General features: G+C 58.1%; 23 protein-coding genes and 1 pseudogene. 11 read left to right on the forward strand and 13 right to left on the reverse strand.

All coding sequences use genetic code 11. The features are described 5' to 3' along the window. Positions 1-203: 203 nt before the first annotated feature. Entirely contained in the window at positions 204-1,397 is a 1,194-nt protein-coding gene (locus DD236_RS08140; RefSeq protein WP_109093878.1) for an AI-2E family transporter, read from the reverse strand. A gap of 453 nt (positions 1,398-1,850) precedes the next feature. Here DD236_RS08140 and DD236_RS12310 point away from each other — a divergent pair, with 453 nt between their 5' ends. Beyond that, positions 1,851-2,348: an Ltp family lipoprotein gene (locus DD236_RS12310; protein WP_243410149.1), complete on the forward strand. Its 498-nt coding sequence runs from the start codon at positions 1,851-1,853 to the stop codon at positions 2,346-2,348. Positions 2,349-2,506: 158 nt separating this feature from the next. Here DD236_RS12310 and DD236_RS08150 read toward each other — a convergent pair whose 3' ends face one another. Both DD236_RS08150 and DD236_RS08155 read right to left on the reverse strand, forming a co-directional pair. After that, the gene (locus DD236_RS08150; protein WP_109093880.1) at positions 2,507-3,913 is read right to left on the reverse strand and encodes an NAD-dependent succinate-semialdehyde dehydrogenase; all 1,407 of its coding nucleotides are present in this window, start codon (positions 3,911-3,913) and stop codon (positions 2,507-2,509) included. 142 nt (positions 3,914-4,055) lie between these two features. Beyond that, positions 4,056-4,559, reverse strand: coding sequence for a mycothiol transferase (locus DD236_RS08155; protein WP_109093881.1), 504 nt, complete (start codon positions 4,557-4,559; stop codon positions 4,056-4,058). Between the two features lie 131 nt (positions 4,560-4,690). Here DD236_RS08155 and DD236_RS08160 point away from each other — a divergent pair, with 131 nt between their 5' ends. From DD236_RS08160 to DD236_RS08180, 5 genes are all read left to right on the forward strand, one after another. Further along, on the forward strand, positions 4,691-5,524 hold the full coding sequence (locus DD236_RS08160; protein WP_109093882.1) for an ABC transporter ATP-binding protein: 834 nt from the start codon (positions 4,691-4,693) through the stop codon (positions 5,522-5,524). A gap of 4 nt (positions 5,525-5,528) precedes the next feature. Next, entirely contained in the window at positions 5,529-6,182 is a 654-nt protein-coding gene (locus tag DD236_RS08165; RefSeq protein ID WP_109093883.1) for an ABC transporter permease, read from the forward strand. After that, positions 6,179-6,841: an ABC transporter permease gene (locus DD236_RS08170; protein ID WP_243410150.1), complete on the forward strand. Its 663-nt coding sequence runs from the start codon at positions 6,179-6,181 to the stop codon at positions 6,839-6,841. Before DD236_RS08165 ends, DD236_RS08170 begins: the two co-directional genes overlap by 4 nt. A 23-nt stretch (positions 6,842-6,864) precedes the next feature. Then, positions 6,865-7,773: an ABC transporter substrate-binding protein gene (locus DD236_RS08175; protein ID WP_109093884.1), complete on the forward strand. Its 909-nt coding sequence runs from the start codon at positions 6,865-6,867 to the stop codon at positions 7,771-7,773. A 269-nt stretch (positions 7,774-8,042) separates the two neighbouring features. Continuing rightward, positions 8,043-10,502: a phosphoketolase family protein gene (locus tag DD236_RS08180; protein WP_109093885.1), complete on the forward strand. Its 2,460-nt coding sequence runs from the start codon at positions 8,043-8,045 to the stop codon at positions 10,500-10,502. Positions 10,503-10,649: 147 nt separating this feature from the next. Here the strand turns inward: DD236_RS08180 and DD236_RS08185 are convergent, their stop codons facing one another. After that, on the reverse strand, positions 10,650-11,030 hold the full coding sequence (locus tag DD236_RS08185) for a winged helix-turn-helix transcriptional regulator (protein ID WP_207785754.1): 381 nt from the start codon (positions 11,028-11,030) through the stop codon (positions 10,650-10,652). Between the two features lie 127 nt (positions 11,031-11,157). Here DD236_RS08185 and DD236_RS08190 point away from each other — a divergent pair, with 127 nt between their 5' ends. Then, positions 11,158-12,015 carry an SDR family oxidoreductase gene (locus DD236_RS08190; RefSeq protein WP_109093886.1) on the forward strand — a complete coding sequence of 286 codons (858 nt, stop codon included), beginning with the start codon at positions 11,158-11,160 and terminating at the stop codon, positions 12,013-12,015. Positions 12,016-12,187: 172 nt separating this feature from the next. On the opposite strand, the gene dhaL is transcribed toward DD236_RS08190, so the two are convergent. From dhaL to DD236_RS08225, 7 genes are all read right to left on the reverse strand, one after another. Then, positions 12,188-12,826 (reverse strand): dihydroxyacetone kinase subunit DhaL, encoded by a 639-nt coding sequence (gene dhaL, locus DD236_RS08195; protein WP_109093887.1) that lies wholly within the window; start codon positions 12,824-12,826, stop codon positions 12,188-12,190. Further along, a complete protein-coding gene (locus tag DD236_RS08200; protein ID WP_109093888.1) occupies positions 12,823-13,827 on the reverse strand; it encodes a dihydroxyacetone kinase subunit DhaK in 1,005 nt (334 codons plus the stop codon). Before DD236_RS08200 ends, dhaL begins: the two co-directional genes overlap by 4 nt. Before the next feature lie 222 nt (positions 13,828-14,049). After that, the gene (locus DD236_RS08205; RefSeq protein ID WP_165819864.1) at positions 14,050-14,844 is read right to left on the reverse strand and encodes an ABC transporter permease; all 795 of its coding nucleotides are present in this window, start codon (positions 14,842-14,844) and stop codon (positions 14,050-14,052) included. Continuing rightward, positions 14,834-15,775 carry an ABC transporter ATP-binding protein gene (locus tag DD236_RS08210; protein WP_109093890.1) on the reverse strand — a complete coding sequence of 314 codons (942 nt, stop codon included), beginning with the start codon at positions 15,773-15,775 and terminating at the stop codon, positions 14,834-14,836. Before DD236_RS08210 ends, DD236_RS08205 begins: the two co-directional genes overlap by 11 nt. After that, positions 15,775-16,467 carry a TetR family transcriptional regulator gene (locus DD236_RS08215; protein ID WP_165819865.1) on the reverse strand — a complete coding sequence of 231 codons (693 nt, stop codon included), beginning with the start codon at positions 16,465-16,467 and terminating at the stop codon, positions 15,775-15,777. Before DD236_RS08215 ends, DD236_RS08210 begins: the two co-directional genes overlap by 1 nt. A 155-nt stretch (positions 16,468-16,622) precedes the next feature. Further along, complete coding sequence (locus tag DD236_RS08220; protein ID WP_243410151.1) at positions 16,623-17,630, reverse strand: acetamidase/formamidase family protein; 1,008 nt, start codon at positions 17,628-17,630, stop codon at positions 16,623-16,625. 105 nt (positions 17,631-17,735) lie between these two features. After that, a complete protein-coding gene (locus tag DD236_RS08225) occupies positions 17,736-18,065 on the reverse strand; it encodes a DUF7218 family protein (RefSeq protein WP_109093892.1) in 330 nt (109 codons plus the stop codon). Positions 18,066-18,242: 177 nt separating this feature from the next. Between DD236_RS08225 and DD236_RS08230 the strand changes: the two genes are divergently transcribed. The 4 genes and pseudogenes from DD236_RS08230 (at position 18,243) to DD236_RS12205 (ending at position 20,183) form a co-directional block, all read left to right on the forward strand. Further along, positions 18,243-18,863, forward strand: a complete 621-nt coding sequence (locus DD236_RS08230; RefSeq protein ID WP_109093893.1) for a PepSY domain-containing protein — start codon at positions 18,243-18,245, stop codon at positions 18,861-18,863. A gap of 191 nt (positions 18,864-19,054) precedes the next feature. Continuing rightward, a pseudogene (locus tag DD236_RS12195) lies at positions 19,055-19,546 on the forward strand (MFS transporter); the annotation flags it as partial. Beyond that, a complete protein-coding gene (locus tag DD236_RS12200) occupies positions 19,543-19,863 on the forward strand; it encodes a hypothetical protein (protein WP_207785755.1) in 321 nt (106 codons plus the stop codon). The pseudogene DD236_RS12195 and the gene DD236_RS12200, both read left to right, overlap by 4 nt. Beyond that, positions 19,824-20,183 (forward strand): MFS transporter, encoded by a 360-nt coding sequence (locus DD236_RS12205; RefSeq protein ID WP_207785756.1) that lies wholly within the window; start codon positions 19,824-19,826, stop codon positions 20,181-20,183. The genes DD236_RS12200 and DD236_RS12205 overlap by 40 nt, the downstream gene beginning before the upstream one ends. A gap of 74 nt (positions 20,184-20,257) precedes the next feature. Here DD236_RS12205 and DD236_RS08240 read toward each other — a convergent pair whose 3' ends face one another. Continuing rightward, the gene (locus tag DD236_RS08240; RefSeq protein WP_243410214.1) at positions 20,258-20,698 is read right to left on the reverse strand and encodes a Dps family protein; all 441 of its coding nucleotides are present in this window, start codon (positions 20,696-20,698) and stop codon (positions 20,258-20,260) included. 229 nt (positions 20,699-20,927) lie between these two features. Then, positions 20,928-21,425: a thiol peroxidase gene (tpx, locus tag DD236_RS08245; RefSeq protein WP_109093895.1), complete on the reverse strand. Its 498-nt coding sequence runs from the start codon at positions 21,423-21,425 to the stop codon at positions 20,928-20,930. Positions 21,426-21,551: the final 126 nt, after the last annotated feature.

A 21,551-nucleotide genomic window follows, 5' to 3' on the forward strand; every position in this document is an offset into this window, starting at 1 on the left:
AGCTCCCCGGGATCTGGGTTGAGAATCACCTCAGCTCCTCGTTCCGGGGAGCTCGCTATGCGAGATCACTTCTTGCGCATCTCACGCCGAGACCTCGTCTTTCGCCCACGAGACAACCTACAAGGACACAGCAAGACACTGACAGCGCGATTTCACTGTGTTTGGCTCCGCCGAGGTTGCGTCCAATCTCTGGGAGCTGAGGGTCAATCGTTTAGCTCCTCGAGGCTCTGGACCGTCGGTTCGGGCGCGCGCAAAACTCTGTAAACCTCCCAGATTACGGCGATTAGAGGGATTGCGATAATCGCCCCGAGCAGCCCCGCCAGCATGGTCCCGGCTGCGACACCAACGGCCACCACCACCGGGTGGAGCGATACTTGACGGCCCATGACGAGTGGCTGAAGGATATGTCCCTCGAACTGCCCAATCAGCGCGATGCCAATTCCTACCACGGCAGCTTTGACGATGCCATCAGCCGCGAGCGCCACAATCATTGCAATGATCATGGCTGCGGGAGCACCGATCATCGGGATGAAGGCGCCAATCATTACGAGGACTGCGAGCGGTGCCGCCAAAGGAACGCCAACAATCAATAGCAGGATGGCCGCCAAGATCCCGTCCGTAACGGCGATGATAATAGTCCCACGAGCATATCCGGAGAAGGTCTTCCAACCAGCGGTGGCGCTGTGATGCACGTTCCTGCGGTTCTTGGCGGGTAGCAAGTTGATGAACCAGAGCCACATCTTGGATCCTGACGTCAGGAAGAAGACCGCCATGAAGATGGCGAGGGCCAGCATGGTCAGGCCCAGCGCGATAGCGGAAGCGGAACTCATCGCCTGAGAAGCGACGTTGCCCGCGTTATCCTGAACCCATTCCATCACGGCAACTGTGACCTCATGAAGCCTCTGGTTCACTTCGCCGTCACCGATCATGTCGCTTAATGGGCTGCGGTCAAGGAAATCAAACACCTGCGCGATGCCGGTCGAAAACTGTGAGCCGAGATCAGCCCACTCGTTTGAGACGGAGTATCCAACGAAGAACAACAGACCACCGAAGAAGATGAATGTTCCCAGGAGCGACAGGGCAGTGGCCAATCCTCGCGGTATCCATTGGGATAGCCACCCAACGAACGGCCCAAGGAGTGAGGTAATCACTAGTGCCAAGAACACTGCGATAAACACCATTTGGATCTGAGCGGTAGCGAAGATGATGAAAGCCACGACCAGCCCAATGCCGATGAGGTACCAGGCTCCCAACCCGTATTTCGTAAGAACCGCGGACACTCCTCCGTAGCTTTTCGGGGTAGGTTCCTCGGCCTCGACCACCACGGCAACTACTTCCTCCTCAGGAGGGGCTTCAGGTGGGATTGGCACTGATTCTTCTTTGTGTTCCTCAGACATGTTCGTCTCTCATCCGCCATAGAACGCAACCTAAGTGCGACACTACGGCACGATGAGCATTAGTGCGAAGTATCGATATTGGCTAATCGCCGCTTTTATGTGGGAGCCTGCACTTAAGGTGTGGTTATGAGTACACAACCGCCGCCCAGTCAGCAATTCCCGTCATTCCCACCTAGCCAAAATTCAGCGATACCCGAACAGAGCCAGCCAGATTTCGGCAACCAATGGGGCCCGAGTCAACAGGCTAAGTCTCCCTTCTTCAAGAAGTGGTGGTTTTGGCTTCTTATTGGCTTACTACTCATAGCGGGCGGAGTGATTGGCGGACTCCAAGCAAACTCTAGTTCCACAAGTTCCTCAACACCCGCCACGTCGCAATCGCCTGAGCCGACGGAATCTGCCATAACGGTTGAAACCGAGCCACCGACGCCTCCAAGCGAGGCGCCGCAGCCCACAGTGGAGCCACCCGAATCTACTCCAGAACCGGCCTCAAACGTGCCAGCTGAGTACCAGTCCGCTCTCGATTCCGCGAAGTCCTATTCAGACATCTTCCATATGAGTAAGGCGGGCCTCTTCGATCAGCTCACCTCCGAATACGGCGATGGCTTCTCAGCAGAAGCCGCCCAATATGCAGTCGATAACCTCGACGTTGACTGGAAGCAGAACGCCCTAATGAACGCCGCCTCATATAACGAATCGATGCCGATGAGCTATCGAGGGCTCTATGACCAGCTAGTCTCCGGGTATGGCGAACAATTCACCGACAATGAAGCCCAATATGCGGTGGACAACCTTGATGCCGATTGGAACAAGAACGCCCTAGAATCCGCGAAAAGCTACCAAGACCTCATGGATATGTCATCCTCGGAGATTTACGAGCAGCTTGTCTCCGAGTACGGGGAAAAGTACACCGCAGATCAAGCTCAATACGCGATCGATCATCTGGACGGTTAGTCTGGGAGGCTCAGATTTGCTGCGCGTTACTTCGCCGTCGTTGTAAAAGCACAATCAGCCGAGCAAGCCTCGAAAGCGCGCCCACCCAAAAAGAAACTGGGGGCCGGCTCAACGGTACCCCGTACTACGAGCCGGCCCCCAGAATGGTTCTTCTCACGTCAGAAAGCGGGCGAGAGCCCCGCATCGGACTGATCGCTTACTCGAATGAGGTGATCGTTGACGAATTCACCAACGCCCCATTCGGCAAGCTCACGGCCGTAACCGGAGCGTCCAACGCCGCCGAAAGGCAGGCCAGCACCGGTCACAGATGCCTCATTAACGAAGCTCATCCCGGTCCGGATCTGCGCCGCAACACGCTCAGCAAGCGCCAAATCGCTGCCCCAAACGGAACTAGCCAGCCCATAATCAGAGTTATTAGCGATGGAGACTGCTTCCTCCACGTCCTGCGCGGAAAAGACGATGGCAACGGGACCAAAGATCTCATTGGAGCCAGCGTCGGAACTTGGATCAACGTCAGTGAGCAGAGTCGCCTCCATGTAGGCGCCTGGCCTGTCGAGCGCGTTTCCACCAACCGGCACGCTCGCCTCCCCACGCTGACGAGCATCTTCGATTCGCTCTACGATTTCATCGCGCGCACCAATCGACGAAAGCGGACCGATATCCGCACTCTCATCGTCCCACGGCCCAACCGTCAACTGGCCGATCTTCTGCTTGAGAATCTCAAGGGTGCGGTCATAAAAATCGTCCAGAACGATCAAGCGCTTTGGAGCGTTGCATGCTTGACCCGTGTTGTACATGCGGATCTTCACGAACTGATCAAGAACCCAGTCCAAATTCTGATCATCAAGAATCAGGAAGGGATCGTTGCCGCCCAGCTCCAAGAGCGACTTCTTATAGTGCTCGCCTGCAGTCTTCGCCACGGAAGCACCGGCGGATTCCGAGCCGGTAAGGGAAACACCAGCAACGCGCGAATCGGCCACAAATCCGCCCATCTGCGAGCCGGACGCGTAAACGTTAATGAACACGTCTTCGGGCAGGCCCGCCTCGCGGAGGATGTCCGCGCAGGCCTGTGAAGATAGCGGGCAGATCGAGGCATGCTTAAGCACAAGGGAATTGCCCAACAAGAGGTTCGGTGCAGCCCACCGAGCAACCTGATAGTAGGGGAAGTTCCACGGCATGATGCCAACTAGCGGCCCGATAGGATCCTTGCGTACATACGTGTGGAAGGCGCCTTGAGCCGGAAGCTCTTGAGGTGCCAGCAGTTCGTGGCTATGTTCGCCGTACCAGCGGTAGATATCGGATACGATGTCGATTTCGGCGATTGCCCAACGCTTGAGTTTGCCCATCTCGCGGCCGATGAGAGCAGCGAGTTCATCCTTGCGATCCTCATAGAGCTGGGCCGCACGCCTTAAGACTGCCGCGCGCTCATCTATCGGCGTTTGCCGCCACGATTCGTAGGCGATTTCAGAACGATCGAGGATTGCATCGCGATCAGAATCCTCAATTCGATCGAATGTGTCCTCGGATTTGCCGGTAGAGGGATTGTTCAACGAAAAGGTAGCCATATTGCCTCCTACGTGCAATGTGGCTAAGCCGAGGCTAGGCGGTTGAACACCCAATCGAGATCATCGGCTTAGCCGTTCATCTTCTTTTCCACGCTAGTTGGGGCCACCGGGGATGTAAAGGCGAATCCTCTTCGCTGAGAGCCTAGTTCTGACTGAATGCCCCCACAACGTAGGCGGCTTGGCCGATGTGTTGGGCGGCGTCGTCGATAATGCTCACAAGCCGAACACCGCGGGTGGTGGGCGGGTCCCAACTCGCATCAATCACGGTATCCAGATCGTCATCCGCGAGCCCATGTAGGTAGTCAACAAGATCGGCAGTCACTGCATCGATATAGTCCAAGAGCGGCCCGGCATCGTCCACCCGTATAGCACGCGCCTGCGCGGGAGTATGGCCGTATCCCTCGAGTGCCCCAGCATCACCCAGCCCAATGCCATCCTTGAAGCGGTCCCACGCCTCGGGCTGGCCAGCCAGATCGGCGAGCTGCGCATCAATCTCGCGGCCCGTGTGCCACAGTAGCCACGCGACCGAATTGTCGTGACCACCAAGGTGACCGTTGAGAACCTCTTGGCTGAGTTTGCTTTCAAGGGCTCGGGCGGCCTGCGCTGGGCGGGTCGCAGCGTCTATCAATACATCTCTTGCATCCATGCCCCCAGCTTCCTCGCCGGAATAACCCACGTCAATGCCAAAGTTCGCGGCCAGAGGATCTTCGCGCCGCTACGCAAGCGGACGGCGTGTAAGCTAAGGTTCAGCGAACTGTCCAGCCCGAGGAGCAACCCGTGGGTATCGAATTCCGCAACGTCTCGAAGATCTACGATGATGGGACGGAAGCCGTCCGCGATTTCAGCCTGACTATCCCGTCCCGCACCTGCACAGTTTTGCTTGGTTCGTCCGGCTGCGGGAAAACCACACTTCTTCGGATGGTTAACAGGATGGTTGATCCGACTTCGGGGAGTGTTTTGATTGACGACGACGACGTTTCCTCCGCCAACCCCGTCAACCTCCGCAGGAGTATCGGATACGTGATGCAGAATGCTGGCCTACTCCCACATCGCCGGGTGGTGGATAACGTGGGGACGGTTCTGCGGCTGAACGGAGCATCAAAGAGTGAGGCACGGGAGCGAGGACGGGAGCTGCTGGACATGGTGGGGCTGGATCAATCGCTCGCCGATCGCTATCCCGAGCAGCTTTCCGGTGGCCAACAGCAGCGCGTGGGAGTGGCTCGCGGGTTAGCGGCGGATCCCAATATCCTCCTCATGGACGAACCGTTTGGGGCGGTCGATCCGCTGGTGAGGCTGGACTTGCAGCGCGAGCTCATGCACCTGCAGAAAGATTTACAGAAGACGATTCTATTCGTAACCCACGATATTGATGAGGCGCTGACGCTCGGTGATCAGATCGCTGTGATGCAATCCGGAGGAAAGACTGCTCAGGTGGGCAGCCCGCAGGAGATTATTGAGAATCCGGCAGATGATTTCGTTGCTCGGTTTGTAGGCGTAGATGAGGGTGGAAGACGCGAACTTGCTGCTTCCCCGCGGCGCTCGGGCGGCTGGAACGTGAGCGACGCCGCGGGTAGGCCCCTCGGAGTTCTCGGCCAGCTCGCCGGAGAGTAGACCGATGAACTGGGTTCTCACCAACAGCGCGCATATTGCGTCCCTTGCTGGCCAACACGTGGCGCTGGCACTGCCGGCAATCTTGGCCGCGTTCGTGCTTTCGTTACCGATTGCTGCTTTCGTTAATCGGTTCCGGAGCGTGCGCGGCGTCATCATCACAGGTACTGGACTGCTTTATGCAGTCCCCTCGCTGCCGCTCTTCATCGTGTTGCCCGTCATTCTGGGAACGGGCGTTCGCGATTCCATCAATGTGGTGGTTGCCCTGACACTGTTCGGGCTGGCGCTTATGGTTCGTTCGGCGGCAGACGCTCTGGATGCCGTGCCAAACACAGTCCGGCTTTCGGCAACTGCGCAGGGGTACTCTCCTATCGGGCGATTCTTCTCAGTTGAACTGCCTCTGGCGATGCCGGCACTTCTGGCCGGTTTGCGAGTGGTGGCCGTCAGTACGATCAGTCTTGTGACGGTAAGCGCCGTGATCGGAGTTCAGTCGCTGGGCTCCCTATTCACGGACGGTTTCCAGCGCGGCATCGTCCCCTCGATCCTGAGCGGAGTTGTGATCACAGCACTGTTGGCGCTGATCCTTGATCAGATTATCGTCCTTGTGGGGTATCTGGCTGCTCCGTGGCAACGTTCCCACTCAAAGGGGGTGGCCGCGTGAACCAGATAGGTGAGGCGTTCCAACTTCTTTTCACTTCGGATATATGGTCCGGACCAACAGGCTTCGGAATGCGACTGGGTGAGCACTTGTGGTACACCGTGGCCGCTGTGGCAATCGCGTTAGTGATCGCGTTGCCCATCGGGCTGGCTATCGGGCATTTTCACAGATTCCGCAATTTGAGCGTAGCTACCACGGGCATGGTACGCGCCCTTCCCACACTCGGTTTACTCACCCTCGTAGCGCTCTTCACGGGCCTAGGGCTGGTGGCCCCGATGGTGGCACTTGTAACCCTTGCGATTCCTTCAGTACTTGCCGGGGCCTACTCGGGAGTTGAGTCAGTGGACGCACGTGTTGTGGATGCCGCAAAAGCCCAGGGAATGAGCGGTTGGCAAGTGCTCTTTCGTGTAGAGATCCCCCTCGGCCTTCCGTTGTTGATCGGCGGAATTCGCACGGCAACAGTGCAGGTGGCCGGCACCGCCATTCTTGCAGCCTACGTGGGAGCTGGCGGGCTCGGAGCGCCCCTCTTCCTCGGCCTAAAAACCTACGATTATCCCCTCCTTCTGGCAGCATCACTTGTAGTCATTGCCTTGGCAGTAGTACTCGATATCCTCTTCGAGGTTATAGGGCGGCTCCTGCGTAGATTGCCCGGATTGAGGTAAACAATGAGAGTAAGGACGTAACCATGAAAACATCCATCAAGGTGGCGGCTCTTTCGGGCGCGATGGCACTCGCACTGAGCGCTTGTGGCGGCCAAGAAGATCCGCTATCCGAATCTGGCGGAGAATCGGGCGAAACCATCGTCGTCGGCTCCCAGCAGTACTACTCCAACACGATCATCGCGGAGATCTACGCGCAGGCGCTCGAGGCCGAGGGCTACAGCGTCCAGCGCGAGTATGAAATCGGCCAACGCGAGGTTTACGCCTCTGAGCTGGAGGATGGGAACATTGATGTATTCCCCGAATACGAGGGGAGCCTCCTGCAATACTTTGACTCTGATACCACAGCAACAAGCGCTGACGAGATCGAGGAGGAGCTCGCGAGCGCCCTACCCGACGGATTGACCGCGCTGGATCGTGCCGAAGCTACGGATCAAAACTCGCTGGTTGTCACGAAAGATTTTGCGGAGGAGCACAACCTCCAAGAGATCGGTGACCTTGCCTCCATCGATGGGCTCGTGGTTGGTGCAAATCCCGAGTTCGAGACACGGCCATACGGCCCAACTGGCCTCAAAGATGCTTATGGCGTTGAAGTAGAGCTCCAAACCATCGACGATTCCGGTGGACCACTCACCGTCAAGGCGCTCAACGACGGGGAAATCGATGTAGCCGCCAATATCTTCACATCTAGCCCGTCCATCGCGGCCAACGATTTCGTGGTTCTGGAGGATCCAGAGCAGATCGTCCCTCAGGAGCACATTGCCCCCATCGTGACCGACTCCGTTGATGAGCAGGCACAAGAGGTCCTCAATGACATCTCTGCGCGGCTGGATCAGGACGAGCTGTTGGCGCTGAATGCCAGAAGTGTCGATGAGCAGGCGGTGCCCGAAGTGATTGCTTCGGACTGGCTGGCCGATCAGGGCGTTATCGATTAGCCCACTTCCTAGAGACTCGTACTCCCTTTCCTGCAGAATTGACGCAATTCCGATTTCGTTTCTAAAGGGATGACGCAATCTTTGGAACAACGACGGATCCCACCTCCGCGCAACCTCATTAGAGCGGGTGGTTGCGTGAGGTGACGTCGTCGTCCACAAAAAAGTGACACCGGTTACTCTCTAAGCGCAACAGCCTTCTCCTCTACCACCTAGTTTGACATGCTGAAGGCTGAGTGTGTGTATCCATTACGTACGGAAAAGGAGCCACAATGGCTGAATCACCAAGCCCGGAGCTAGTAGATGCCCTTGCCCATCCCACGGAAGACGATGTGGCCGCCATGGATGCTTGGTGGCGCGCGGACAACTACCTGACGGTGGGGCAGATCTACCTCAAGTCCAATCCGCTGCTTCGCGAACCGCTCACCGCAGACCACATCAAGCCGCGGCTACTTGGACACTGGGGAACGTCTCCGGGGCTTTCCTTCATCTACACGCACGCCTCGCGGCTGATCCGGATGACGGATCAGGACATGATTTATGTGACGGGGCCGGGGCACGGAGGCCCAGCCCTCGTGGCGGCAACGTACCTAGAGGATACGTATACGGAGACCTACCCGAAGATCACCGAGGATGAGGAGGGTGTGCTTCGGCTGTTCCGGCAATTCTCGGCACCAGGAGGCATCCCCTCCCACGTGTCCGTAACAACACCCGGGTCCATAAACGAAGGTGGCGAGCTTGGGTATAGCTTGGTCCACGGCTTTGGCGCCGTGTTTGATAATCCGGACCTGATCGCGCTCACAGTGGTGGGCGATGGCGAGGCTGAAACTGGGCCACTCGAAGGCTCTTGGAAGGGTATCTCCTTCCTGAATCCGGAGCGTGACGGTGCCGTACTGCCAATCCTCCATCTGAATGGGGCAAAGATTGCCAGCCCCACGGTTCAGGGCCGCAAGGATCCTGACGATCTGCGCAAGCTGTATGAAGGTCACGGCTATGAAGTCATCGAAGTCAGCGGCGATGACCGGCCGGGTATGCACTATCGTTTCGCCGAGGCGCTGGCAACAGCGTGGGCCAAGATCCGCAAGATCCAGACCGATGCCCGCGAGCATGGCGTGACCGGGCAGCCACGCTGGCCGATGATCATCCTGCGCTCACCAAAGGGGTGGACGGGCCCACACGAAGTAGACGGCACGGTTGTTGAAGGCACGTGGCGCGCCCATCAGGTCCCGCTTTCCGGCGTACGAGAGAATCCCGAGCATCTCAAGATTCTGGAAGATTGGTTGCGTTCGTACCGGCCAGAGGAGCTTTTTGACGCCGACGGCGCGGCCGTGGACCTGGTCCGCCGCGCCAATCCTTCTGGCGAAAAGCGCATGTCCGCCAATCCCGCAGCCAATGGCGGTGGCGTCTATACGCCACTCAAGCTGCCTGAGTGGGGCACGTTCGGGCTTGACTTCGCACCAGAGGAGCGCGGCACGTTCCAGAAGGAATCCACCCGCAGCTTGGGCGAGTTCATGGCGGAGATTTACCGGCAGAACCCTGAAACTTTCCGACTCTTCTGCCCTGATGAGACTAACTCCAACCGGCTGGGTTCGGTGTTTGACGTATCGGATCGGACGTTTATGGAGCCGACCAACGATCAGGACGTGAAGCTGTCTCCGAGTGGTCGCGTCATGGAGGTACTCTCCGAGCACAACACTCACGGTTGGCTGGAAGGCTACAACCTGACGGGCCGGCACGGGATGTTTGCCTCCTACGAGGCCTTCGGGATGGTAAGCGTTTCGCAAACCATCCAGCACGCGAAGTGGCTTGAGGAGGGCGTGAGCCTTGACTGGCGTACACCCGTTCCGTCACTGAACGTGCTTCTGTCCTCCACCTGCTGGCGCAACGATCACAACGGATTCTCTCATCAGGGACCCGGCGTGCTGTCCACTGTGGTGAACCTGCGCGGTGACGTTGTGCGCGTGTACCTGCCGCCGGATGCGAACTGCCTTCTGGAGATCGCCTCCTATGCGTTCGAGACCAAGGATCGGGTGAACCTGATCGTTCAGGACAAGCAGCCACAGTTCCAGTGGCTCACCAAGGAGGAAGCCTACGATCACTGCCAGCGCGGATACGGCATCTGGGACTGGGCAGGGAACGAGGATCTCGATTCTGAAAAGGACCCCGACATCATCATCGCCTGCGCCGGTGACGTGGTCACTCTGGAGGCTGTGGCAGCGGCGCAGATTATTCGCCAGCAGCTACCGCAGATGAAGGTTAGGCTGGTGAACGTTGTGCGGTTGCAGACGTTGGCGCGGCCCAAGGATCATCCCAACGGAATGTCCAATCAGGACTTCTCCGAAACCTTCACCGATTCAACGGACGTGGTGTTTGCCTTCCACGGCTATCCTGGCGTTGTTCACCAGCTCGTCCACGGCCGGCCGGATGCGGATCGCTTCCACGTCCGCGGGTTCATTGAGGAAGGAACAACCACTACGCCGTTCGATATGGTGGTTCGCAACCGGGCGGATCGCTACCACCTCGTAATTGACGCAATCAACAACTGCAAGCGCACGGTGCGCGGCGGGGCCGATCTCAAGCGTTGGTGCGAGGAGCAACTGGCCAAGCACGAGGTCTACAAGGTTGAACACCTTGAGGATCTGCCCGAGGTTCGGGAATGGAAGTTCCAGGGCGAGTCAGCTGACGTTTCGAAGGCTGGCACCAGTGATTCGGGCCAGCCACTGCGCGCATAGGTTCTGAGCACCACGTTGAGGGGGCCGCTTTGCTAAAAAGAGCGGCCCCCTCAACGTGTCCCATGCCGCAAGCCCTAAGTTTGAGGACGACGACGAAACTCCACCTCCGCACTAAGTTGCCGAGGTGGGTGTGTAGGCCCCTACTACTCACTCTGCCTCTACCGAGCGCGATTGCTCGTTATTTTCGGAGGCCCAGAGGCAGGTGGCGATCGCATCACGCAGCCCTAGAAGCGCGTACGTGATGTTTCTGCCATTGTCCGTGAGCTCGTATGAAGGTCGGCCATTTTCGTCCAGAGAACGGCTGATCAGCTTGTCATCCGTGAGTGTTGCAAGGGTCTGAGACAGCATCCGTTCGTTCGAACCACCGATGGTACGGTGCAGCTCCCCAAACCTACAAGCACCATCATTTAGAGCCATGAGAACCAAGGGCGCCCAACGTCCGGTGACATCCCGCAGGATAGATCGAGAAGGACATCGCGGATCAAATACGTCAATGACCGGTCCATCTTCATGCTCAAAGTTGGCCACCTTAATTGACTCCTCTTTCACCACAGCTACTGGTTGACACTTCTATGAGTAGAGCTTACATTAAGTAAGTGCTTACGAAAAGTAAGTGATGCACGAATAGTTCATGTTACGGACGGAAGGAACACTTATGACCATCGCCTTTACAGGTGCCACAGGCCAATTCGGAACACTACTTGCGGACGAGCTTCTGGCTCGCACCAGTGCTGACAACATAGTTGCACTCGCCCGCAATCCAGAAAAAGCCAGCAATCTGCGCGATAAGGGAATTGAGGTTCGCGCTTTCGATTATGACCAGCCTGACATGCTCACGCCAGCCCTCGAAGGGGTGGACCGCCTCCTCTTGATCTCCGGATCAGCGATCGGCCAGCGTATCCCTCAGCACGAAGCGGTCATCCGTTCCGCCACCGAAGCGAATGTGGGTTTCGTTGCCTACACAAGCTTCCTGCACGCAGACACCGCCTCTATCATCGCCGTAGCACCTGAGCATCAAGCAACCGAGAAGCTATTAGCTGAGGCGCCATTCGACGTGGCCCTGCTACGCAACGGTTGGTATACAGAGAACTTCGAGAGTCTCGTGAAGCAGGCCGTCTCCACCGGCACACTTCTCGGTAGCACAGGCGATGGGCGAATCTCGTCTGTACCACGCAAGGATCTCGCCGAGGCAGCAGCTATCGTACTTACCGCCGAAACCGCCCAGCCAGCCACCTACGAGCTCGCGAGCGATGAGTCATGGACTCTTTCCGATCTGAACAGCATCATCGGTGAAGCTTCTGGCAAGAGCATCACATTGAACAACGTATCCTCCGCTGAACACCGCAGTATTCTCCTCGACTCGGGTGTGCCAGAAGGAATGGCGGACTTCCTTGTAGGCACCGATCAGGCAATCGCGGCAGGAGAGCTTGAGGATAAGAACCCCGGCACCCTCTCCAAACTGATCGGCCACCCCACAACTCCGCTTACAGACGTCGTTCAGACCTGGATCTGAGACTCAGCCCGGACACACTGACGCGTCAGAGGGGCGCTCTCCGATATGGAGAGCACCCCTCTCTCATCCCAGAAACTTGGCACAAGATTCACTTCTGTTCCCGAGATCTGACGCAAACCCGAGGTGGGTGCCGCCTTCCAATGGCGGCACCCACCTCGGCTAGAGAGCCCGGCTAGGCGGCCTCAATCGCCTCCGCGATAGTGTCCAGCAGGATAGTCACCGAAATGGCACCCGGATCCCGGTAGCCAAGGCTCCGTTCGCCGAGTGACTTGGACTTTCCAACGGTGGCCTTCATATCAATGGTCGCCTCGCACCCATCGTGAGCGGCTGCGGCAGCAGCCTTGGCAACCGCCAAGACGTCTCCACCTGCGTCAGCCGATTCCCTAGCCGCCAGGCCTGCGGGAACCAGCGCATCAAGCATCGTCTTATCCCCCGGCTTAGCCTTTCCCCGGAGCTGAACCTGCTCTGCCGATTCCTCGAGTGCCTGCGCCAGTCCCTCACCATCTAGAGTTTCAGACTTCAACACCTTGGACGGTCCACGAAACATGGTCCCGAACACTGCGCCTGAGGCGCCGCCGCTTGTACGCATAACGGCGGATCCCACGGCCTTGAACGCATCTCCGACTGTCGTTAGATCTGCGGTTTCAACCGCTTCTCGGGCCGCTTTGAAGCCACGCCCCATACCTACCCCATGATCGCCATCGCCGATCTGGCGATCGGCATCGGACAGTGCCTCGCGCGCATCGTAAATCGCTTGGCATGCGGCCGCGAGAACGCCGCGAACCTGTTCAGTGGTCAGTGGTTCTGTCATAGCTGTGCCTGAGTGTAGGGAACGGAGTTGCAGGGTGCAGCGAGCAGTTCGGCAATCTCATCGTCCAGCTTGAGCATAGTAAGCGAGAAGCCCGCCATTTCCTGAGACGTGAAGTGGGCACCGATGTCCGTGCGCTCGATCTTTAGGCCACGCTCCTCCAGAAGCTCGGCCACCTTCCGGTACACAATGAGCATCTCCATCTGGGTTGTAGCCCCAAGGTTATTCATGAGCACTGCAACGCGATCACCCTTCTCAAAGGGAAGGTCATCGGCCACGCGATCCACCATGTTCTTGGCTAGTTCGTCCGCGCTCATCATCTTCGAGCGCTCCACGCCCATTTCGCCGTGGACGCCAAGACCGATTTCAATCTCGTCGTCGCCAAGCTCGAACGTCAACTTGCCGGTGTCTGGCAGTGTTCCCGCTTTTACCGCAACACCGATCGTCCGGGTGTTGAACTGGACGCGCTCGGTTGCGGCTGCGGCTTCGTCGAGTGAGAGACCCTTCGCGCAGGCGGCACCCGCGGCCTTGACAACGTAAAACGCACCGCCGATGCCGCGCCTACCGTCAATGTCCGGTGTGGCAACATCATCGCGTACAAGCACGGTCTTCGTTTCAATGTCGCTATCATCTGCGGCATCCTCGGCGCCCATATCGAAGTTCATGACATCGCCGGCGTAGTTACCGTAAACCAGCAGAACTCCCGCACCTGAATCGGCGGCCTCGACAGCCTCTTGAACGTGCGGCGGTGCCGGGGCCGCAAAAATATCTCCGGATACGCTTGCGGCCGCGAGTCCCGGACCCACGAACGCCCCATACATGGGCTCGTGTCCCGAGCCTCCACCAACTACTAGGCCTACCTTTCCTTCATCGATCTCGGTACGCCGGATAACTCGCGAACCTGGATCTCGCGCAAGCAGCCCACGTGAAATGGCGACCAGCCCGTCTAGCACTTCGTCAACAATGTTCTCCGGATCGTTGATGATCTTATGTACCTTTGCCATGACTACCTCGTTGTTGTCGACATGCGGCTTTCGCCGCTCCCAAGACACTTCATTCTCAGCGTGTCGTAGATAACAATACGTGGCCCAACATGGCTCGCGCTACATTCAGTCACCGCGCCGGTAGCGAAACTCGCGGTCTGTCTTATGACCCATTTGGAATGGCACCCAATCGGTTCCGTACCTTCACGGTTGGCCCTCATCCTTGGGAGAGTTCAGTACTGGTTACGAACTGCGGATTGTTCGCCGGTTCAAGCTGGCAATACCTACTACCGTGAGAACAACCGCGCATCCGACCATGATTCCCGTGCCTGCACCGTCAAATCCTGAGGTCAGCGGCTCGGTACTCAAAGCCCAGTGCCACGGCGAAATCTTAGCGATTCCTGTGCTGCCGGCGAGCGGCAGGAGGGCGTGGAGGATATAGCCCAGACCGAGCACCCCGAAGGCAATCCCTGACGCCAGAGGGGCTCTCCAGCCGATGCCCGCAATCGCAAAGACCACAGCCGCATGTGTAAGGGCGAAGAGGAACAATGCGAGGGTTATGGCTGCCACGCCTGTTCCATTAAGGGACATGTCCACGGCAAGGCCGCCCAGCCCCACCACGAGCCCCACGGCCACGGAAGCAATGGCCAGCCACGCGGCAACTGCCGCAAACCTGCTGAGATAGATCCGTGTGCGGCTCACCGGGAGCACCATAAGCAATTCCAGACGTCCCGAATCCTCATCGCCTGCAGTCAGCGAATTCGTGTGGGTGATGGCCATGACGGCTAGTAGAGCGGGAAGGAACACTGCGTAAAGATTCCCATTGAGAAAGCCGACGGCGGATCCGTAGTCCTCTAGGCCGAAAGCCACAAGCAGCTCCGGGGACAGGCCATCCATCATAGTGTCGAGCGAACCTGAGCCACTCATCGATGGCCATAGCGCGATCACGGATCCGGCAAAGAGAACCAGCAGGCCAGTCCAGATGGATCCCGAACGCTTCAGGCTACCGAATGCCCTAGCAAATACTTCACGATTCACGGGGATCTCCGCCTCTCCTCTGCGCGCTGGAGGTTCGCTTTGTTTCTGACGTTGAATAATAGGAGAGGAATGCGGTTTCAAGATCAGGTTCAGGAGCCGTGATGGCTGAGATGCCATAGCGGGACAAAAGTTCCAGAAGCGGCCCGGGCGGGCCAACCCATTCAATTCGCATCTCCCCGGGGATTTCAGCTTCAAGACTTCGGCAACCTTCGAGCCTGCGGAGCTCCCCGGCACTAGGCGATCGGTCCGAAAAGGCCACTCGAAACTCTTGGGCTGCTCCCCGGCGCAGATCACCGATAGGCCCATCAGCGACGATCTCACCAGCTCGGATCACCACCGCCGAATCGGCAATTCGCTCTACCTCGCTCAGAATGTGTGACGACAGGAAGATTGTGGCACCTTCGCTTGCAGCTTCCGCCAATATGGTCAGGAACTCGTGTTGGACGAGGGGATCGAGCCCGCTAGTCGGCTCATCCAGAATCAGAAGGTCTGGGCGCGCCATCAGGGCGCCAACCAAAGCAACCTTTCGCCGATTGCCTGTAGAGAGGCTTCCCACTTTCTTGCTCGGGTCAACTGAGAGGCGCTCAATGAGCTCATCCCGATAGGCAGAGTTCACCCCACTCCGTAGCCTCCCCCAGCTCGCCAACGTTTCGCGAACCGTTGGGCGTTCGTCCAGCCGAAGCTCGCCGGGAACGTAACCGAGACACTCCCGGGTTTTCTGGGCCCGTGGATCCGCCCCGAATAATCTGACCGTTCCCGCGCTCGGGATCGAAAGCCCCACCATCATGCGGATGCTCGTACTCTTTCCCGCACCGTTTGGCCCTAGGAACCCAACAACACTGCCTGGGCTTACGTTCAAACTGAGATCGTCTACCGCAGTGAATGATCCAAACTTCTTCGTGAGGTTGTTGCACTCGACTGCCGGACTCATCACTTCTCCTCCCCGTCTCGCAATGCCTTCAAAATGGAATCGTCCGCGTAGAGCCCGTGAGTGAACATCTCCAGGGTGGGCAGGGTGATTCGGCGGAGCAACTCGCCGTCAATATGCTCACGCCCCAACACCTTTGCAAACGGCGCCTCCAAGACAAACGGAGCTAATCCAAACACCACAAGGAGGGCCGCTGTTGCCTCAAGATCCTCCTGCGGGCGGATCATGCCCGCAACACTTTGTGCCTGGAGCCCCTCCAAGGTAGTTGTCATAAACCCGTCGAAGATCTGCTCGGCCATGCTGGGATCTTCGGTGAGCATCCGCCTCAAGTAATCGAGCGCGGGCCCGTACGTGTCCGTTTCCGCGAGCGCGCTCTGCACTGCCTCAATCGTCAGCGATTCGAAGGCTGCCCGATTTCTGCCTTCATCGTTCGTGTCGCCTCCGCCTGAAACACTGTCGCCAACACCTTCGGTCATGCCCGTACCGAACAGCTCAATGACATAGGCGTCGCACGCCTTTCTGAGACCATCTTTCGTACCAAAGTGGTGGATAACGAGGCCCGGGCTCACCCCGGATTCCTCGGCGATTGCCCGCACGCTCGTTGCAGCGATGCCCTGCCGCCCGAAGAGGCCAACAGCCGCGTTGCGAATGCGCGCTCGGGCGGTCAGGTCACGGGATTCGTTTACTGAACGCATGTTTCTATTATTAAACATTCGTTCAGTCCATGCAAGACCCAAAGCCAACGCACATAAGAAAGTGGAGGTGGCCCGAAGGCCATCTCCACTTTCATCAAAAACATTGTGGAAGGGACAAACGAGCGAGGAGAAATCCGTCGTCGTCGTTAAAAAACTCAGTAAGTCTTCAACTTCTCGTGAATCCCGCCGTAAACGTCAGCCCCGCCAAGGAGAGCCTTCGGGATCTTGCACACCACGGTGTAAACGGTGTCCACGGCGTTGGCAACAGGGGTAAGCGCGGCCTGAGATACAAACTGGTAGGAATCCAGCTTGGACATGCCCGTGATTTCGCTGATCCAGTGCACCATTTCAGTGTGGGCGATCCGGTAGGCATCTTCCATCGGGCGCATGGACCCGGTGGTCATGATGAACTCGTCCGTCTCAATTCGCGGCCACGGCGTGTAGTAGTTGGACACCACATCGAAGGCAACAGTGGAATCCATCGCGGTCTCCACCGCAGTCCCGCATGATTCACCCTCGCCCTGACGGGCGTGCCCATCACCGAAGTTGAACAGGGCTCCCTCGACGTTAACACCCAGATAGCACGTGGCCCCAGCCCGAAGCTCAGGGGTATCCATGTTGCCGCCCCACGCGCCCGGAGTAAGCGAGGAATGGACCTCGTTCTTCGCTGGTGCCACACCAACCGTCCCGTGCATTGGGTCCAGTGCAAAATCGAAGGAATGCGCAGACTCCTTGGCGTTCAGCGTGACCGTTCCCTTCGCCGTATCGATCCCGTAGTACCACAGGCGCTCAGGAAGCGGATCCTGCAGCGTGGGGGTTTGTGGCGTAGATGTGAGGGCACCGAAGAAGTGGATCAGCGTACTCACACCGAAATCGAAGTGGGGAACAATGGACTTGAAATGGACCGCCAGTGTGTCACCGGGATGCGCCTGAGGAATGAAGAACGGGCCGGTTTGGGGATTCAGGTAGCCCTGAAGGTCTGCATCACTCGGGAGCATATCCGGGCGATTGAGCCTCCCAGCGAACGCATCAAGTGTGGATGTGGACAAGGTTCCCGGGGCCGGAACTTCTGCCACCGCATCCTTGCCACCAAAAGTAAACGTCAGTAGGCCCGGATCCTGATCGAAATCAACCGGATAGTCAATGTGGGGAACGCTCATCATCGGACTCCATTCTGTGCTTTTGCGCTAGCAGCGCCAGCGCAGGACTGGACCTCAAGCGTAACCCAGAATGGCAACGGCGGGCAGTGGAACTTCGGCGGAAAGTGCCTAGCTATTGCGGATCAGATCGATCAATTCGTCCTTGCGTAGCTTTGAGTAGCCGCTCAGGCCGAGCTCCTTAGCGCGCTGACGCAGCTCTGGGACCGTGCGATCGGGTAGATTCTCCGCCTTGCCGCCGCGTTCGCCTACCTTCTTTTTGCCTTCGCGCGCAGCCGCATTCGAGATACGGGCGGCCTTCTGCTCGCTCATGCCACGGTCCTCGAGTTCGTCGAAGTAGTCCGGATCCTTGAGTGAGGGGCGCGAGGGGTCAGGAGACGGAGGAGTTTTGCCGGCTTTCCCCGAGGTCCCTGACTTACTGGCCTTCTTCGCTGCTGCCATGATCACTCCTTGTAGATAGAACTCTGACAAGCACTGTCGAGTCTAGTACCACGATGTGGCGTGCAACACCCCTTGGCTCGCGTACGGATTCCCCGTAGTGTGGAGGAAGAGCTTCATGAGCCACCTCATGAACGTCAGAATTTGTCATTTCCACACACCACCAGTTTTGGAGGCATCATGGCAACGAGATCAAGAATTCCCGCAGCGCTTCTAGCCGCCGGGGCGATCATATTCGCAACGGCGTGCAGTACGGACGCTGATTCCAATGCGCAGGACTCATCAGCGCCAACAACCGCACCTACCGCCGAGGTGGGGCCAACCACCTCAGAACCTGATTCCTCCACCTCAACATCTCAAGATGCTGATGCCACCCAGACTGGGCCATCGGACACCGGCGAACTACTCGCGGTAGACGCCATTACTGCTGCTGAGGATTTGGAGCCTGGCGGCACGGTAGTGTCCGTGGACTATGAGCGCGACCAATCGGCATGGGAAGTCGAGATACTGACTGAGTCGGGCGAGGGCATCGAACTGCTCGTAGATGCCCAAACGGGCGAGGAGCTTGGGCGCATGCCCACGAATCTGGACGAAGAGCAGATGGCCGCCCCAAGCGTTTCCGCGCAGGACGCTGCAAACAGTGGGCTGGAGGCCAAGCCCGGCACCATCACGAGCCTCGAACTTGAACGTGAGGCTGGCATAATCATTTGGCAGCTCGACATCACCGCAGACGATGGCTCCGAATGGGAGCTAGACATCGATTCGGAAACCGGTGAGGTTCTTTCCACCGAGCAGGATTAAGGCAGGCTTTGGCAGGAGGCTCGGATTCTGCCACTTCCCATATCGCCACCTCTGAGACACGTCCCGCAGCACGTTACGGGCGCGTAGGATCACTCCTTGAACCCGCCCGCCGCGCTTCCGGCATGTCTTAAGGAGCCCCCACGAAAGAGCGTTTTCTCCGCGCGCTAGCTGATACCCGCCCGCTCGCCTATCCTGATTTTGCACGGCTGTGGTACGCGAACATCGTTACGGTAATCGGCGCCCAGCTAACGGTGGTCACCGTGCCCGCCCAACTCTGGGCGATATCGCGCGATTCGATGTACGTGGGACTTACTGGACTGTTTGGCCTAGTTCCGCTCATCCTCTTTGGCCTATGGGGCGGAGCGATCGCGGATGCTTTCGACCGCCGCAAGGTGCTACTAGTGAGCACGATCGGCTTGATCGCCACCACCAGCGCCTTCGCCGTTCAAGCCCTCCTTCAGTTCCATAATGTGTGGCTTATCCTAGGGATCTTTGCTGTCCAGCAATCCTTCTTCGCCCTGAACCAGCCCGCACGCAACGCGATCATCCCGATGCTGATCCCCAAAGATCAGCTACCGGCCGCCAACGCCCTGTCCATTCCGGCGAGCCTTCCACTTCCAACGGCACCAGCACCGCGCGGGACGGTTCTGCCTCCCCATCCAAACCCTCGCGCCGCCAAGTGATCGGAATCGGCAGCATCGTTGACGGCTTTAGATACACGTGGGCCCACAAGATTCTGCTCATGAGCTTCGTGGTGGATTTGATCGCTATGGTGTTTGGAATGCCGCGAGCGCTCTACCCGGAGATTGCGAATATCAACTTCGGCGGCCCGGCTGGTGGCGGTATGGAGTTCGCCCTCTTGTCCGCGGGCATGGCTGCCGGCGCAGTAATCGGCGGAGTCTTCTCCGGCTGGGTTTCGCGGGTACATCGCCACGGAATGGCCGTCTTGATGGCCGTGGCGTGTGGGGGATTGCGGTTGTTGGCTGCGGTATTGCAGTAGGGGCCGCTAACGGGCGCGCGCTTCCCTTCCTTGCGATCGCCATCGTCTTCCTCGCCATTGGCGGCGCCGCGGACATGGCGTCCTCTGCCTTCCGCCAGTCGATTCTTCAGTCCGCCGCAACCGACGAGGTTCGCGGGCGCCTCCAAGGTGTGTTCCTCGTTGTGGTGGTTGGCGGGCCGCGGCTGGCTGACATGCTGCACGGCGCGGTGAGCGGCTCGATCGGCGCGGCGTGGACCGTATTCGGCGGCGGCTTGCTAGTTATTGCGGGAGTTGCCCTGTGCGCGCTAGCAGTCCCGCAGTTCCGTAACTACCGGGCATAGTTTTTTGCCGACGACGGCACGAGGGCCCGAAACAGCTTTCGCTGTTTCGGGCCCTCGGCTCAACTATGTGCTGCTTAGATACCACTCGGGGTACGAAGCTCGGCGCTCAGGAACCATGCCTGCTGCTCGAGCTGAGAGATATAGCCGTGGAGCACATCCGCGCTGGTCGGATCCTCGGCATCGATACCATCATGAACACGGCGCATCGTCGCCACTGTGGCTTCGATGGACTGAACCATGAGCCGAATAGCATCGTGAGTGGAGATCTCCCCCGCTGCGAACTCCGGCAAGTTCGAATGTGCCGCTACTTCCTTCGGGCGGCCATCCGGCGCGGCGTGAAGTGCACGCATGCGCTCTGCGAAATCGTCACTACCCGTACGGGCGATCGTTACGATCTCATCAAGATTCAGGTGAAGATCGCGGAAGTTCGGCCCAACGATATTCCAATGCGCCTGCTTTGCTACCAAGCTCAGATCGATGAAATCGACGAGCACTTCCTGCAACGATTCGCGCAGCTTGGAGGAGGCTACAAAACCATTCTCCGCCTGCTGTAAATTCGTACCTACTTCGCCTTCATTTTCAACATTGAGGTCAGGATTTTGATTTGCCACTTGCGTTTCCTCTCTACATCCTGGAGGGCGCTCTTTAGCTGGCGCCCTTGATCATCACGTCTTCTATTCTAGGACAAATGCGAGTATTTAACTTGCTTTCCTTGCCCTAAGCGCAATTGGAATAACGCCCGTATTAGTCCAATGCCCGAAGAGCAGAATCGTAATCTGGTTCCGTCGCAATCTCGGGCACTAGTTCCGTGTAGACCACCGTGCCATCCGCATCGATCACCACCACGGAGCGTGCCAACAGCCCAGCGAGCGGCCCATCAGCCATGGTGACTCCGTACACCGATCCAAAACGAGAGCGAAAGGCCGATCCGGTTACAACGTTCTCGATCCCTTCAGCTACGCAGAAGCGCTCCGCAGCAAAGGGGAGATCATCAGACACACAGATAACAACTGCGTTCTCGAGCCCCGCGGCTCGCTTATTGAACTCTCGAACGGTGTTCGCGCACACCCCGGTGTCGAGACTAGGGAAGATATTGAGAACGATCGGTTTGCCAGCAAAGCCAGCGCTCGTTACGTCCGACAGATCGGAGCCAACAAGAATAAAGTCAGGGGCGTGGGTGCCCACGCCTGGTAGTTCACCTACGGTATGGACAAGTTCACCCTTAAATGCAGTCGTAGCCATGCCCCTATTGTGTAACGTAGATCTCGTAAGAACAAGAGTTGGCATGCCGTGGGCGAAAGGTTGGGACCGTTTTTCCCGAATAGTCGCAATTCGTAGCCAATTTCAGGGACAATGAGCGTATTAAGC

It is taken from the genome of Ancrocorticia populi (assembly GCF_003123745.1).
Classification (GTDB): Bacteria; Actinomycetota; Actinomycetes; order Actinomycetales; family Actinomycetaceae; genus Ancrocorticia; species Ancrocorticia populi.

What these genes read in the sequence shown, in the direction of transcription:
- DD236_RS08140 (WP_109093878.1), bottom strand. Translation starts at nt 1,397, where the DNA reads ATGTCTGAGGAACACAAAGAAGAATCAGTGCCAATCCCACCTGAAGCC.
- DD236_RS08230 (WP_109093893.1), top strand. Translation starts at nt 18,243, where the DNA reads ATGGCAACGAGATCAAGAATTCCCGCAGCGCTTCTAGCCGCCGGGGCG.
- DD236_RS08175 (WP_109093884.1), top strand. Translation starts at nt 6,865, where the DNA reads ATGAAAACATCCATCAAGGTGGCGGCTCTTTCGGGCGCGATGGCACTC.
- DD236_RS08165 (WP_109093883.1), top strand. Translation starts at nt 5,529, where the DNA reads ATGAACTGGGTTCTCACCAACAGCGCGCATATTGCGTCCCTTGCTGGC.
- DD236_RS08225 (WP_109093892.1), bottom strand. Translation starts at nt 18,065, where the DNA reads ATGGCAGCAGCGAAGAAGGCCAGTAAGTCAGGGACCTCGGGGAAAGCC.
- DD236_RS08220 (WP_243410151.1), bottom strand. Translation starts at nt 17,630, where the DNA reads ATGATGAGCGTTCCCCACATTGACTATCCGGTTGATTTCGATCAGGAT.
- DD236_RS08190 (WP_109093886.1), top strand. Translation starts at nt 11,158, where the DNA reads ATGACCATCGCCTTTACAGGTGCCACAGGCCAATTCGGAACACTACTT.
- DD236_RS08200 (WP_109093888.1), bottom strand. Translation starts at nt 13,827, where the DNA reads ATGGCAAAGGTACATAAGATCATCAACGATCCGGAGAACATTGTTGAC.
- DD236_RS08150 (WP_109093880.1), bottom strand. Translation starts at nt 3,913, where the DNA reads ATGGCTACCTTTTCGTTGAACAATCCCTCTACCGGCAAATCCGAGGAC.
- DD236_RS08210 (WP_109093890.1), bottom strand. Translation starts at nt 15,775, where the DNA reads ATGAGTCCGGCAGTCGAGTGCAACAACCTCACGAAGAAGTTTGGATCA.
- dhaL (WP_109093887.1), bottom strand. Translation starts at nt 12,826, where the DNA reads ATGACAGAACCACTGACCACTGAACAGGTTCGCGGCGTTCTCGCGGCC.
- tpx (WP_109093895.1), bottom strand. Translation starts at nt 21,425, where the DNA reads ATGGCTACGACTGCATTTAAGGGTGAACTTGTCCATACCGTAGGTGAA.
- DD236_RS08215 (WP_165819865.1), bottom strand. Translation starts at nt 16,467, where the DNA reads ATGCGTTCAGTAAACGAATCCCGTGACCTGACCGCCCGAGCGCGCATT.
- DD236_RS08180 (WP_109093885.1), top strand. Translation starts at nt 8,043, where the DNA reads ATGGCTGAATCACCAAGCCCGGAGCTAGTAGATGCCCTTGCCCATCCC.
- DD236_RS08155 (WP_109093881.1), bottom strand. Translation starts at nt 4,559, where the DNA reads ATGGATGCAAGAGATGTATTGATAGACGCTGCGACCCGCCCAGCGCAG.